Raw genomic sequence first — 14,394 nt, 5'->3', positions numbered from 1 at the left:
GCTTTGCTCCATTCAGAATGACAGTGCGAATGTCATTTCGACGATAGGAGAAATCTCTTAATATTCTTAACTCCTTAAACTAAATCTTAATGGTTATTTTTTAATATTAAATACTTTTCGCTTCTAATTTGCTCTCAGGGCACTTTTCCCAATATCCTTCACGGATACAGAAAGTTAGATAAGCAGTTTTGTGAGGCATTTCAATAATTCCTTCTCGAGTGTAGCCTAATTTTGTAATGATTCTATCGGTCGGAACAGCATCAACAGACGCTTCGCCGATACATTTTCCTACTTCAGGAAGCATGAAAATATAATCTAAAGCGACTTGAAAAGATTGAAAAGAAAACTTCTTATCTTTCTGTGTTTCAGCAACAAAAAAGTGTGTTCCGTAATCTGTTGGTAAAGACTCATAATAAGCTCCTACAACATCTCTCATCGGCCAATAAGGCTCAAAACTGAACTGTGCGACACCGTTTACTTCTCCAATAAAACTGTGCTGTTCGTCACTTGGAAGAATCGTTCTGAACCAAAGTTCCAAATCTCTTTTCGGGCCATCCATTTTCCAGAAAGGTTTTGCGTGTTCCATGTTGAACCATTCGTGGATCATTTCAAAATCATTTTCGATGTCGAAAGGACGGATGCTGATGTTTACATTGTCATCTTCAAAGTATCTTGAATAAACAATTTGTGTAGATTCAGGCTTGATTAATTTATTTGAAAAGAAGTATTTATTTAAAGGATTGGGAGTATCCAAGAAAACAGCAGGATATTCTAGATTTTCATCTGCTTCATTGATATTTTGAAGACTTGTGATTAAATTTCCTTTCGTATACCAATTTCTTTTGTTGATAATGTAATCCACTAACCCTGTTTCATCTTCATTTTCAAGCTCTTTGAAAGCTTTGTAAACTAAATTAATGAGTTTTCTTTCGTTGACTAATCCGCTGCATCCTAAAGCATTCACAACGCCTAAAATATTATTCGTTACCAAATAATAGGTATATTTTGGAGCCAATGATTCTTCATCAATAATCGACTGGCTTTCGTCTGCAATTCCAGGAAGGGCATTGGAAACCAAGTCTTTTCTGCCTTCTCTAAAGAAAAATCCCTGATTGTCTCTGAAATAAATTTTCCCCGGAAAACCTTTTTTATCAAGCTCTATCATTACGTTTTGCTGATGGAATTCACAAGCCAATCCGTAGGTATTCAAAATACCGACAATTGGTCTTACGCAAATATGAAGGTATTGTTTAAACCAATCTAAAGCGACCTGTTCAACCGGTACATCAAGGTTTTTAGCTGTATTTTCAATAATATTTTGAAGCCTTGAAGGCTGTCCAAAAATTCCGTCCTGACAAAGAGCCGCTAAAAGGGTTACATTTTTAGTCTTATTTTCACCTTGAAAAGGATTTCTTCTGATGCTGATATTGAATCCGTTGATTACTTTATCATTGAATTTAACAGCAATAAAGGCAGGATCCACCATAAAATCAATCTCTGGGAAATCTTTCTGTAAATTTTTTCCCCAATCTGTTTTTAATAACTGGCTGATGTCGTGGCCACGGTGAAGCTCAGGATATAAGTTGATTCTTTCTGAGTTTGTAATTTTTACATGAAGTGAAAATTTATACATCCATTTGCTGTTTTCGCTGTAAACTGTTCTTACAGATGAAGTAGGAGTGAAGTGTTCTCCGTAATGCCCTAATGCAAATAAAATTCCTTGCTCCTGCATGATTTGAACATCTTCCTGAACCAATAAATATTCAGCTTCCCAAGGATGCATCGGAACAATTTGATAATCTGGAAATTCGTCCCATAATTTTTTATGTTCTGCATCTAGAAGAGGATAGATTTTTTCACCTAATTCTTTGGTAACAGGCGTTCCATCTGCATTTTTTTCAATGATATTTTCAGGGTTAATTAAGAAATAGAATAACTGAAATTGTCCCGAAGTTTCAGGAGAATATTTCAATAAATCTTCTCGATTAAATCCTTGTTTTGATTTTGGAACCGGATGTAAAATATGCCCCAAAACAAGTGATTGCTCAGCTTCAATAAAAGACATTTCCAAGTCATTGACCGACTTATTATTTTCAACCAAATGATCTAAATAAGCAGTCAAATTTTCAATGCTGTTATTCAATCTTTTTAAGACCGTTGAAGCATCAATATTAGAATGAATTCCTTTTGAATATTCTGCCGTCAAAGTCATAAAACCGTAAATATCAACTTCTGAAACTTCATCCGTATCCAAAACTCTTCTCAATACAGGAAAATCAAAAAGATGTCTTCCTGTTTCTGAAAAATAGTTTACAGGAATGTAAACATCGCATCCAATCGAAGAAAAATCGATTCTGATATGTAAATCTGTTGGTGTTTTGTGTAAATGTTTAGCAATGGCGTCATCATATTTTGGAATTCCCAAATAACGGCTCCAGTTTGTAAATTCTCTCATGTAGCAATTGATGAGAGCAGTATAGTTAATCTGTTCTGCGTATTCCTGATTAGTTAACTTCAATGTATTCATTTCCGTGTTTTTTTATGGTGTTTAATATTGATTTGATGTCTTCAACTGTCGTTAAAGGATTAAGAATGGTAAATTTTAAATAAAACTGTCCATTGACTTTGGTTCCTGCTACAAGGGCATTTCCGTTTTTATAGAGTTGTGATTTGATGTAGGTATTGATTCTGTTCAGATCAAAAGTTTTAAACGGATTTGCCGAATAACGGAAGACCAAAGCGGACAGATCCGAGCGGTTTAATAATTCAAAATTTGGATCATTTTCTAAGAGAATTGCAGCGTCTTTTGCGGTGTGTATAATTCTGTCGATATAACCTCCCAAGCCTTTTTTACCAATAATTCTTAGGGTAAACCAAAGTTTTAAGGCATCAAAACGTCTTGTTGTCTGTATCGATTTATTAACTTGATTTGGGATCTCATTTTCATCATGATCTTTTGGATTTAAATAATCGGCGTAATGGGTAATCAGTCCGAAATATTTTTTATCTCTGACGATAAATCCGCTGCTGCTTACAGGCTGAAAGAACGATTTGTGATAATCTACAGTTACAGAATCGGCATCTTCAATTCCCTGAATTAAATGACGATATTTCTCTGTCAACAACAAGGCACATCCATAGGCCGCATCCACATGAAACCAAAGATTGTATTTCTTCACAATTCCTGAAATATTGATCATAGGATCAACGTTTCCAAAATCTGTTGTTCCTGCCGTTGCAACAACTGCGATCGGGATATTTCCGTTTTCAATTTCCTTTCTAACAGCATCTTCCAGCAATACGCTGTTCATTCTGAAAGAACGGTCGGTTTTAATTTTAACAACAGCCTGCTCGCCCAATCCTAAGATCGAAGCGCTTTTCTGAATACTAAAATGCGCTGCATCCGAAACAAAAATTCTGAAACGATGGGCATCTTTTGACAATCCGTCTTTTTTGATGTTATGGTTTAAATATTTCAGAGAATAATGATCTCTCGCCAACAACATTCCCATCAGATTGCTTTGAGAACCACCGCTTGTGAAAACTCCGTCTGACAGATGATCAAAACCGATTTCTTTGCAAGTCCATTCAATTAATTTTTGTTCCATTAATGTTCCGCCGGCACTTTGATCCCAGGTATCAAGCGAAGAATTAATAGAACTGATCAATATTTCTGCTGCAATCGCAGGAATAACAATCGGGCAATTAAGGTGAGCAACATATTTAGGATGATGAAAGGCAATTGCATGCTGGGTGTACAATTCTTTAACTTCCTCAAAAACATCTTCATAGGTCTGTGAAGGATCGTTAAGGTTGATATTTTCAAACTGTTTTCTCAGTTCTCGTGGAGAAATTCCGCTAAAAGGTTTGTTGGTGTCTTCCAAAAATGAAATAACACTTTCCTGCGCTTTACTGACTGCATTTTGGTATTCATGAATGTTGAGATCACAAAATAAATTCTCCAGATTTGGGAAAAGACTTTCCTTTTCCGAAACCAATTTTTCGGTAATAAGTGTGTTCATAAAATTCTGGATTGGTTGTTTCTTTTTACTTTTTAAATAGTATTTCTAACTTTTTTAATTAAACCATTAATAATTTATCGTGTACCCTACAGAAAATGTAGTTCCTCGCCCTTGGTAAGCAAAGGCCTTTTGAGGTGCTCCGTAAAAAAATACAGAACGCTGTCCCCAAATTGTGGTATATTCTTTATTAAAAATATTCTGAACGCCAAAATTGATCGTTCCTTTGTTTAATTTTACATCTCCAATGAAGTCGAATAGGGTATACCCCGTGATTTTCATATCTGCTAAATCGGTGTAATTCATAGAATTCTGCATTTGTAGTCTTACAGAAAATCTCTTAGCATTCCAGCCTGTGAAAGCCATAAATTTTGATGGATTTGTTGTGTAAACTGATTGATTCTGCCAACCTTTATCTACGGTTTCCGTTTCAGATTGCATCAATAAAATATTTCCTCCTAATTCCAACCCTTCGGCAAAACGATAGCCTAAAGCTCCTTCAAAACCATAGTTTCTTAATTTTTGGTCAAGTAAAGAAATTGTAAAAGCAGCGTTGTCAATTTTCAATGTCTTATTGGAAAGGGCGTAGAAAAATGATCCCTGCCCATAGAATCCGGCTTCCGAAATTCTGTTATGTCTGAAACCTAATTCCATCTGGTCAGTTTTTATGCCGCTTAATGGCTGTTCTGCAATGTTGATGCTGTTTAATAAGTTCCAACGATTGTTGTTTAATTGATATTTTCCAAAACCATAAGATTTTGCAGCATCAGGAACGGCAAATCCTTGAGAAAAACTCAACCAAGTCTGCCAAGCGGGATTAAATTTGTATAGTAAACTTCCGTTGAGCAATGTTACATCGTAGTTATTTTTACCACCTTTCACGACATCTGCAGAATTTCCATATCCGAAATGCATGTAAACCTGTTCTTTAAATCCAACAAAATCATCCAATTTCACATTGATAAATTGCTGTCTTACCCCTCCGGAAAGGGTCAGTTTTTTAGTAATATTCCAATCTGCCTGAATGAAACCTGCTAAAGTGAATATTTTGGTATCCGGATATCTTCCGACAAAAGCATCTGTTCTGTTGATCAAACCTCCTGATTCACTGCTTTTTTGAGGATTGAATATCGCCTGATCTCCTGTGAAATTTTCAAAATCGGTATCGACTCCGTAAGTGAAATTGAAAGAATTCCATTTTTTAGACAAAACGATTTTTGCTCCGTAAACATCAGTATTTCCTCTTGCTGAAGAAAGAAATACAGGAAGCGTAACTCCCGCAGGCGGTTTAGGAACTTCAGCAAAAGATGCCCCAAAATCGACTTCTTCTCGTCTTGCATAAGCTTGAAGAATTAAATTTTGACCTCCTAAAATATTTCGATGATTATATTGTAAGTTGGCCATAAAACGCTCTGTTCTTGGAACAATATCAGAGTCTGCTCCATCTAAAACATTGATTAGATCTGGATTTTTAGTAGTAAATCCAACGAAATTGGGTCCAAAAGAAAGCCATTTTTTATTTCTGACTTTAGAATTGTAATACTGTAAATCTAGACTTAAATCCTGATCTGGACTTAATTTAGCACTAATTCCTCCTAAAATATCAATCGATCTGTTGTATTGAAAATCAGCCTGTTTAACATCCATAATAATTTGATTTCCACTCGCATCAAAAGCACCTTCATTTTGAGTAAAAGCTGCTCCCAATCTGAATTGGACTTTATCATTTCCACCCGAAACAGACTGTGCAATTCTTTTATCGAGATCATCTTTATGAAATCCTGATTTCAAACCAACTGAAGTTTCAAAAGCCAATTTATTGGACTTTGGTTTCTTGGTTATGATATTAATAATTCCACCCGTGGAATCGCCTCCGTAGATCGCAGAAGCTCCGGAAAGCACTTCAATTCTTTCGATGTTAAAAGGATCGATGGCGTCAAATTGCCGGCTGGTCGCTCTCGTACTGTTTAAAGAAACACCATTCAACAAAACAAGAACGTTTCTGCCAAGCATATTTTGGGCATAATTTGTTCTTCCCTGATTTCCAAAATCAAATCCCGGAATCATATTTCCCAATACTTCTTTCAGTCCGGCACCGCCCCTGATCTGGGTTTGAAGCTCTTTATCACTGATCACCCAAACCGTTCCCGGAATATCACTGATCTGCTTCGGCGAACGTGAAGACACTAAGATAATTTCGTTGATGTCTGAGGTGTTTAAACTGTCCTGCTTACTCTGAGCAGAAGTATTTGTGGCTATCGTTGCCAGCAAGAATATAGAAAGCGCGTATTGCTTTTTCATTTATTTAGAATAATTAAAAATAATTAGATAAATATAAATGAATCTTTCAATAAAATTCAAAATGATATTTGTCATATAATTCAAAACTCGGTGAACCAATATCAACTTAAGCTAGAATTAATGGTTAATGCAACCGATTAAACATCTTTATACAAGCGAAATTAGCAGTCCCAAAATGAGAAAATATTTTAGATATTAATTATTTAAATTAACGAAAATGTAATATTGTAGAATTAATTACAGCATAAAAATGCTCACTATATGAGAAATTGAAATCCCCAAAATTGATACTTAGGTCAGTAATTTTACACTTTCAGATAAAATTTCGATGCTTTTTCCCATTTCATCAAAATTTAAATTTCCAAATCCTAATCTCATGGCGGTAATGTTTTTATTCTGATAAAGTGAAGTTTTAGGAATGAAAAGATTGTTTTGAGCGCAATGACGGCTGAGCTGCATTAAGTTGATCGGAACATTCCATTCTGCCCAGATAGCGAGGCCTCCCGATGGTTTTTGAAAATTGATAGAATTGCCTAAATGTTCATTCAGCAAATCAGAAAAATGATCTCGTCTTTCCTGATAGACTTTCAATGATTTTTTTAAATACCGATTGATTTCTCCTTCCGCAATCATTTCTCCAAGAACCCGTTCCATCAAAACATCGCCCTGTCTGTCGATAATTCCGAGGTATTTCCGCATTTCGATCATTAAATTTTCTGGAGCAACAATAAACCCTGTACGAAATCCCGGAGCAAGAGACTTTCCAAATGAACCGATGTAAATAACCATTCCGTTCGTATCCGCGCTGGACAAGGGAAGAATCGGACTTTTATCATAATGGAATTCATAATCGTAATCATCCTCAAGAATAATAAAACCATATTCATTGGCTAAATTAAGAAGTTCCAATCTTCGTTTCGCACTCAAGGTGACTGTGGTAGGATAGTGGTGATGGGGCGTAATGTAAAGCATTCTGATCTTTTGCTTTTGACAGGCTTCTCTTACACTTTCTACAATAACTCCCTCTTCATCAATCGGAATTGAAACAATATCAACTCCCGCTTTTTGAAAGATCATATTTACGGAAAAGTAACTTAAAGCGCCCACTAAAACAGTATCGCCCTGTGACAATAATATTTCAGAAACGATGTAAATACTCATTTCTGTGCTTCTGGTAATCAGAAGATTATTCTTAGAAATGGGTAATCCTCGTGATAAATTAAGATAATGAGAAAGGTTTTTCTTGAAAAATTCACTTCCATCGTGGTTGTAATGTCCCAACATTTTCTGCTGAGACTTTCGCTTCAGAATAGAGCTGTAGAATTTAGAATGTTGATCAATTTGGGTTAATCTTATATCCGGAACGCCATCATTGAAAACATATTCACACGTAGAATGCTCAAAAGGATTATCTAAAATATTTGAAGTTTTAAATGAAAAACCTGTCAATTTTGGATAGTTTTCAAGATGATTCTTCTCAAAAATTTTAATTTCTAATGGTTTTTGCTGATTCTTTCCGATGACAAAAGTTCCTTTGTTTGGAAGACTTTCTACCCAACCTTGGGCAAATAATTCATCGTAAACAGCAACAATTGTATTTCGATGTACCTCTAAAATCTGACTTAAAGCTCTTGTGCCCGGAAGTTTTGTGCCAAAAGGAATATAACCTCTCTGTATCGCATTGATCAACTGATTGGCAATTTGCATATAGATAGAAGTTTCAGACTTTCTATCAATTTTCACAAAACTTTTATAAGGAATTTCAACCGGACTATCCATAATATAAAAACTGGCACCATTCAACCATCCGGCAATATACTACATTTGAACCATAAAATAAAAATCTATGGAATTCTACAATCTACTCGAAAGAATTGTGCAGGATAACGAAACCCACGCCAAGTGGCTGAACACCCTTTCTTTCATGGAAAATGCAGGAGCAAGGAAAATTTCTGCCTGTGAACATCCGACCAAAGTAAGTTTAATTCAATTAAAGCATGCTGCAGAAGAGCATCGTCATGCTTATTATCTTAAAAAACAAATCGGAAAATTGGATTCTGAATTGTGTAAAACCTATGATGGGAAAGAACTTTTAGCTTCAATTGCGACACGACAATATCTTCATTCTTTGGATGTTAAAGCTTGTAAATATCTTCAGAATAATTTCAGCTTAACAAAAGAAGAATTGAAATATGCGGCCTATCTTTTTGTGACTTATGCAATTGAAGTTCGTGCCGATGAATTATATCCGGTTTATCAAGATATCCTGACAAAAACTTCTTCTAAAATCATGGTTAAATCAATAATTCTAGAAGAAGAAGGGCATTTAGAGGAAATGATTAATCAACTCGACGAATTTTCTGAAAATTGGAAACCTCACGCTGAAAACATTTTAAAAATCGAATATGAACTCCATGACCAATGGATCAACGCCATTATTCAGGAAGTTACAAAGTTTAAGTATGCTTAAAAATTTTCACCATTTTCAAGAGCCTTTAGAAAAAAGAAGAGACGAAGGAACTTTGAGAATTTTACAGCCAAAATCCGAAGGAATAGATTTTTATTCTAACGACTATCTGGGATTGGCAAGAAATAGTGAATTGCAAAATTTATTATTAAAACAAATTATAGAAAATCCTCAATTACTTTCCGGAAGTACGGGTTCAAGGTTAATAAGCGGAAACAGTTCGACCGTTATTGAAACCGAAAATTTTATCGCAGAAGAACACAACTATTCTTCTGCCTTGCTTTTTTCTTCAGGTTACAATGCAAATTTGGCTTTATTTTCAACACTTCCAACCCGCCATGATACGATTATTATTGATGAGAAGATCCATCGGTCTGTGCATGATGCCTGCAAAATGTCGTATGCTAAAAGGTTGAAATTTAAACATAATGATGTTGAAGATTTAGAACAGGTTTTAAAAAAGCAACACGGAAACTGCTACGTTGCTATAGAAAGCTTGTATTCGATGGATGGCGATGTGGCTCCCATTCAGGAAATTATTCAAATTGTAGAAAAATATAAAGCCAGCTTAATTGTGGATGAAGCGCATGCTTTTGGTGTATTCGGATATGGCTTGGTTGAAAAATATCAGTTGCAGAATCGAGTTTTAGCAACCGTTATCACCTATGGAAAAGCACTTGGAGCTCATGGAGCAGCAATACTTTGTGAGGATGTTGTGAAGTCTTATCTCATCAATTTTGCATCTTCTTTCATTTATACAACTTCGGCTCAGGACATTCAGTGGATGAGTATAAAAACAGGTTATGAATTTTTAAAAGAGAATGAAAATTTATCACTAAAACTTCAAGGGAATATTAAAATTTTTCGTCGACAAAATTTGAAAACTCCGTCTTTTGAAAACAGTCCGATTCAGGCAATTGTAATTCCGGATAATCAGCAATTAAAAACTTTAAAGGATACTTTATTGAATGAAGGGTTTTTAACCTATGCTGTTTTCAGTCCAACCGTAAAAGAAGGAACAGAAAGGTTGAGGATTTGCCTGCATAGCTTTAACACAGAAGAAGAAATTATACAAGTAACGAAAATTATTAAAAAATTTACATGAAATTATTTGTAACCGGAATCGGAACAGAAGTAGGAAAAACCGTCTGCTCAGCCATTTTAACGAAATATTTTAATGCAGATTATTGGAAACCGATTCAATCTGGAGATTTGGATTTTTCAGATAGCATGAAAATTCAAGATTGGATTGGTGAAAATGTAGTTATTCATCCTGAAACATATCGATTACAATTGGCAGCTTCACCACATCAGTCTGCAAAAAAAGAAAAAATTACAATTGATTTAAATGAATTTAAACTTCCTGAAACACAAAATAATCTAATCGTAGAAGGAGCCGGAGGATTAATGGTTCCTCTTTCTGATAAAGAATTTATTATTGATTTAATTGAAAAATTAAATATTCCCGTAGCCTTAGTGGTGAGGAATTATTTAGGATGCATCAATCATACTTTATTATCGATCATGGCTTTAAACCAAAAAAAAATTAATCTAAAATATTTGATTCTTAACGGAAATTTTCCACCCGACACAGAAAGAGTCATTTGTAAAAATATTCAACCGGAAACCGAGATTATCAGAATCTCAGACATCGAAAATATAACAAAAGAAAATATAGAAAAAAGTACAAAACAATTAACAAATTTAGGATAATGGATAGAAAAACAGAAATTAGAAATGATTGGACTAAAGAACAAATAGAAGAAATTTATCATCAGCCTTTACTTGAATTAATTTACAAAGCAGCAACCGTTCATCGCGAATGGCACAATCCGGAAGAAGTACAAATGTCCACCTTATTATCCATTAAAACAGGGGGTTGTACAGAAGATTGTTCGTATTGCGGACAAGCTGCACGATATCATACCAATATTAAAGTTCAGGCGTTATTGCCTACTGAGACCGTAATTGCGCATGCCCAAAAAGCAAAAGACAATGGTTCTTCCCGTTTCTGCATGGCTGCGGCTTGGAGAGAAGTAAGAAATAACCGTGATTTTGATCGCGTAATTGATATGGTAAAAGGCGTTAATGATCTTGGCCTTGAAGTTTGTTGTACTTTGGGAATGTTGACAGAAGATCAAGCCATTCGTTTGCAGGAAGCAGGTTTATACGCTTACAACCATAATCTTGATACTTCAGAGCAGTATTATGAAGAGATCATTTCCACAAGAACTTTTGATAATAGAATTAATACCATAAACAACGTCAGAAAAGCAGGAATTACGGTTTGTTCAGGAGGTATTATTGGTCTTGGAGAAAGCCATAAAGACAGAATTTCAATGCTTTTAACCTTGGCTACAATGCCAAAACATCCGGAATCAGTTCCAATCAATGCATTAGCAAGAGTAGCAGGAACTCCACTTGAAAATAATGAAAAAACGGATACTTGGGAAATGGTAAGAATGATCTCCACTGCAAGAATCATAATGCCTTCTTCGATGGTTCGTTTGAGTGCTGGAAGAATTGAAATGACAGAATTTGAGCAAGGTTGGTGTTTCATGGCAGGCGCAAACTCGATCTTCACAGGAGAAAGAGAAACCTTATTGGTAACACCCAATCCGGGAGTTTCAGAAGATATGCAGATGCTTCAAACTTTAGGATTAAAGCCTATGAAAAGAGAAACAGAAAAAGTGATGGATCAGTTTGAAACCTGGAAAGCTAACTTCTAATTTCTAACCTCTAACTTCAACATTTATGAATTTACAAGAACGCGACAAGGCCGTCAACTGGCATCCTTATACCCAAATGAAAACGGCAAGTGACGCCATTCCCATTGTTAGAGGGAAAGGAGTATATCTTTATGATAACGAAGGGAAGCAATATATTGATGCTGTTTCTTCATGGTGGGTGACCTTGCATGGGCACGCGCATCCATATATTGCTCAGCGTGTTTCTGAGCAGCTTAATACATTGGAACAAGTTATTTTTGCCGGTTTTACTCATGAGCCTGCAATACAACTTTCCGAAAATTTATTGCAATTGCTTCCGAATAATCAACAGAAAGTTTTTTATTCTGACAATGGTTCGACTGCCGTGGAAGTTGCATTGAAAATGTGTATTCAGTTTTGCTATAATAAAGGAAAAGAAAAGACTAAAATTTTAGCCTTTAAAAACGCCTATCACGGAGATACTTTTGGCGCCATGTCTGTGAGCGGAAGAAGTGTCTGGACAAAACCTTTCGGGGAAATGCTTTTTGAAGTGATTTTTATTGATACTCCCAATTCTGAAAATCTGGAAAGCATAAAAAATCAGATTAAAAAACATGCGGATGAAATTGCTTGTTTTATTTACGAACCTTTAATTCAAGGGGCTGCAGGAATGTTGATGTACGAAGCCAACCATTTGGATGAATTAATGAAGTTTTGCAGAGAACAGGAAATCTTAATGGTTCAGGATGAAGTTTTTACAGGTTTTGGACGAACAGGAAAACTGTTTGCAGCCAATCATCTTTCAGAAAAGCCTAATATTATGTGTTTTTCTAAAGGATTGACAGGTGGAACTTTACCAATGGGAATCACAACCTGCTCCAATGAAATTTACAATGCTTTTTTGTCGGATGACAAATATAAAACTTTGTTTCACGGACATTCATTTACCGCCAATCCATTGTCGTGTACGGCTGCTTTGGCGAGTATGGAATTGTTATTAAATGAAGAAACGCAAAACAATATTCAACGGATTTCTGAACAGCATTTTCAGTTTTCAGCTATTTTAAAACAACATTCGAATGTTGAAAATGTTCGTCAGACAGGAACAATTTTGGCTTGGGAATTTAAAACAGATCAAGGAACTTCCTATTTTAATGAAATAGGAAAGATGTTGTATGATGAATTTCTGTCGAGAGGAATTATCATGCGACCTTTAGGAAATGTTATGTATCTGGTTCCGCCTTACTGTATTACTTCGGATGAATTGAATTTTATTTATAAAAATACTCTAGAGGTTTTGGGTAAATTTAAAATTGAAGAAGAATCAATTAAAGCATAAACACACACACTTTGTCATTCCGGAGGAATCTCCATATCCTAATTAAAGCATAGTATAGATTTCTCCGCAACGACAAACTTGATGGAAATTAAAAGGTTATAAAATAAAAATATTCTCTTCCCCATTTTCCTCGAAACTTTTTTATATTGTTTAAAACAAATTCTATGATTGATTGGCGTATTTTTTGAACTCTTAATTATAAATAATTTTCTATGTTATCGACATTTTTATTAAATCTTAACTGGAAAGAATTATTAATGGGCCATGAAGAATGGTCATTTATCCTAGAAATCATATTGCGTACGGCAATCATGTTTTTAACCATCATTATTGGATTACGGATATTAGGAAAAAGGGGAGTAAAACAACTTTCATTATTTGAACTTGTAGTGATTATCGGGCTGGGATCAGCAGCCGGAGATCCTATGTTTAATAAAGATGTGGGAATTATTTCATCCATTATTGTTTTCGTTGTTATTATTTTACTCTACAGCATCATTACTCATTTTATCGGAAAGTATAAAGGTTTTGAGCAATTGCTTGAAGGAAAATCTATTTGTTTGATTGAAAATGGCGAATTTGCAATTGATAATTTTAAAAAGGAAAATCTTGGAAGTGATGAATTTTTTGCAGAATTACGATTGAGAGGTGTTTCACAATTAGGTCAGGTAGAAACTGCGATCGAAGAAATTTCCGGAGAGATCAGTGTTTTCTTTTATGAAGATAAAGATATAAAATATGGCCTACCAATCATGCCAAATTCTTTAGAAAAACCTTTAAAAAAGATAGAAAAAGACGATCATTATGCCTGTACTTTCTGCGGACATACAGAAATCAAAACTCCGGGAGACACCCGAAAATGCTCAAAATGTAAAAAAGATGAGTGGATCCCTGCAAGCAATAAAAAAAGAGTTACCTAAATAAAGAATATGACAGAAAAAGAAAAATGTGCCCAAGGACTTTTATATAATGCCAATTATGATCAGGAATTAATTGATGAACGAGTGAAATGCAAAGATTTGTGCCACGAATATAATCAAACCAAAAACTCCGATACAGAAAAGAGAAATGAGTTGATAAAACAAATTATCAAACATTCAAAAGAGCAGTTTTTAATTGAACAGCCATTTTGGTGCGATTACGGTTATAATATTGAGCTTGGAGAAAATTTTTATGCCAATCATAATCTTGTAATCCTCGATTGCGCTAAAGTTAGTTTTGGAGACAATGTTTTTGTTGGTCCGAACTGTAGTTTTTACACCGCAGGACATCCCATTAATGCAACCCAAAGAAATGAAGGCCTGGAATATGCCCATCCAATTTCTGTAGGCGATAACGTTTGGTTTGGCGGAAATGTAGTCGTTTTACCGGGAGTTTCTATTGGAAATAATTCTATTATTGGCGCGGGAAGTGTTGTCACCAAAGACATTCCGGATAATGTGATTGCTGTTGGAAATCCTTGTAAAGTTTTAAGGGAAATCACGGAAAATGATTAATTTTTTAATTTAAATCAGATCTATATCACATTTATTTTGTCATTCCGTAGGAATCTAGACTTAG

At 35.0% G+C, this 14,394-nt stretch carries 11 protein-coding genes; 7 read left to right on the top strand and 4 right to left on the bottom strand.

Features of this window, described 5'->3' with window-relative positions; all coding sequences use genetic code 11:
• Positions 1 to 106: 106 nt before the first annotated feature.
• The 4 genes from AC1Q7L_RS02815 to pdxR form a co-directional block, all read right to left on the bottom strand.
• Positions 107 to 2,527 (bottom strand): GNAT family N-acetyltransferase, encoded by a 2,421-nt coding sequence (locus AC1Q7L_RS02815; protein WP_492305515.1) that lies wholly within the window; start codon positions 2,525 to 2,527, stop codon positions 107 to 109.
• Positions 2,505 to 4,022, bottom strand: coding sequence for a pyridoxal phosphate-dependent decarboxylase family protein (locus tag AC1Q7L_RS02810; RefSeq protein WP_492305516.1), 1,518 nt, complete (start codon positions 4,020 to 4,022; stop codon positions 2,505 to 2,507). Before AC1Q7L_RS02810 ends, AC1Q7L_RS02815 begins: the two co-directional genes overlap by 23 nt.
• A 66-nt stretch (positions 4,023 to 4,088) precedes the next feature.
• Positions 4,089 to 6,320, bottom strand: a complete 2,232-nt coding sequence (locus AC1Q7L_RS02805; protein WP_492305517.1) for a TonB-dependent receptor — start codon at positions 6,318 to 6,320, stop codon at positions 4,089 to 4,091.
• Between the two features lie 291 nt (positions 6,321 to 6,611).
• Positions 6,612 to 8,099, bottom strand: coding sequence for a MocR-like pyridoxine biosynthesis transcription factor PdxR (gene pdxR, locus AC1Q7L_RS02800; RefSeq protein WP_492305518.1), 1,488 nt, complete (start codon positions 8,097 to 8,099; stop codon positions 6,612 to 6,614).
• Between the two features lie 67 nt (positions 8,100 to 8,166).
• Between pdxR and AC1Q7L_RS02795 the strand changes: the two genes are divergently transcribed.
• From AC1Q7L_RS02795 to AC1Q7L_RS02765, 7 genes are all read left to right on the top strand, one after another.
• Positions 8,167 to 8,790, top strand: a complete 624-nt coding sequence (locus tag AC1Q7L_RS02795; RefSeq protein ID WP_492305519.1) for a hypothetical protein — start codon at positions 8,167 to 8,169, stop codon at positions 8,788 to 8,790.
• Positions 8,783 to 9,892: an aminotransferase class I/II-fold pyridoxal phosphate-dependent enzyme gene (locus AC1Q7L_RS02790; protein ID WP_492305520.1), complete on the top strand. Its 1,110-nt coding sequence runs from the start codon at positions 8,783 to 8,785 to the stop codon at positions 9,890 to 9,892. The genes AC1Q7L_RS02795 and AC1Q7L_RS02790 overlap by 8 nt, the downstream gene beginning before the upstream one ends.
• The gene (gene bioD / locus AC1Q7L_RS02785) at positions 9,889 to 10,500 is read left to right on the top strand and encodes a dethiobiotin synthase (protein ID WP_492305521.1); all 612 of its coding nucleotides are present in this window, start codon (positions 9,889 to 9,891) and stop codon (positions 10,498 to 10,500) included. Before AC1Q7L_RS02790 ends, bioD begins: the two co-directional genes overlap by 4 nt.
• Positions 10,500 to 11,516, top strand: a complete 1,017-nt coding sequence (gene bioB / locus AC1Q7L_RS02780; protein WP_492305522.1) for a biotin synthase BioB — start codon at positions 10,500 to 10,502, stop codon at positions 11,514 to 11,516. The genes bioD and bioB overlap by 1 nt, the downstream gene beginning before the upstream one ends.
• A 25-nt stretch (positions 11,517 to 11,541) precedes the next feature.
• Positions 11,542 to 12,834: an adenosylmethionine--8-amino-7-oxononanoate transaminase gene (gene bioA, locus AC1Q7L_RS02775; RefSeq protein WP_492305523.1), complete on the top strand. Its 1,293-nt coding sequence runs from the start codon at positions 11,542 to 11,544 to the stop codon at positions 12,832 to 12,834.
• Positions 12,835 to 13,046: 212 nt separating this feature from the next.
• Positions 13,047 to 13,754, top strand: coding sequence for a YetF domain-containing protein (locus tag AC1Q7L_RS02770; protein WP_492305524.1), 708 nt, complete (start codon positions 13,047 to 13,049; stop codon positions 13,752 to 13,754).
• Positions 13,755 to 13,763: 9 nt separating this feature from the next.
• Positions 13,764 to 14,330: a sugar O-acetyltransferase gene (locus AC1Q7L_RS02765; protein ID WP_492305525.1), complete on the top strand. Its 567-nt coding sequence runs from the start codon at positions 13,764 to 13,766 to the stop codon at positions 14,328 to 14,330.
• Positions 14,331 to 14,394 lie beyond the last annotated feature (64 nt).

The organism is Chryseobacterium sp. GW823-FHT05E08 (assembly GCF_058795655.1).
The sequence above is the reverse complement of the archived record's forward strand: the minus strand, read 5'-3'. Positions and strand labels throughout refer to the sequence as shown.

Coding starts and splice junctions, on each gene's coding strand:
- AC1Q7L_RS02810 (WP_492305516.1), bottom strand. CDS start 4,022: ATGAACACACTTATTACCGAAAAATTGGTTTCGGAAAAGGAAAGTCTT.
- AC1Q7L_RS02790 (WP_492305520.1), top strand. CDS start 8,783: ATGCTTAAAAATTTTCACCATTTTCAAGAGCCTTTAGAAAAAAGAAGA.
- AC1Q7L_RS02805 (WP_492305517.1), bottom strand. CDS start 6,320: ATGAAAAAGCAATACGCGCTTTCTATATTCTTGCTGGCAACGATAGCC.
- AC1Q7L_RS02770 (WP_492305524.1), top strand. CDS start 13,047: ATGTTATCGACATTTTTATTAAATCTTAACTGGAAAGAATTATTAATG.
- bioB (WP_492305522.1), top strand. CDS start 10,500: ATGGATAGAAAAACAGAAATTAGAAATGATTGGACTAAAGAACAAATA.
- AC1Q7L_RS02765 (WP_492305525.1), top strand. CDS start 13,764: ATGACAGAAAAAGAAAAATGTGCCCAAGGACTTTTATATAATGCCAAT.
- pdxR (WP_492305518.1), bottom strand. CDS start 8,099: ATGGATAGTCCGGTTGAAATTCCTTATAAAAGTTTTGTGAAAATTGAT.
- bioD (WP_492305521.1), top strand. CDS start 9,889: ATGAAATTATTTGTAACCGGAATCGGAACAGAAGTAGGAAAAACCGTC.
- AC1Q7L_RS02795 (WP_492305519.1), top strand. CDS start 8,167: ATGGAATTCTACAATCTACTCGAAAGAATTGTGCAGGATAACGAAACC.
- bioA (WP_492305523.1), top strand. CDS start 11,542: ATGAATTTACAAGAACGCGACAAGGCCGTCAACTGGCATCCTTATACC.
- AC1Q7L_RS02815 (WP_492305515.1), bottom strand. CDS start 2,527: ATGAATACATTGAAGTTAACTAATCAGGAATACGCAGAACAGATTAAC.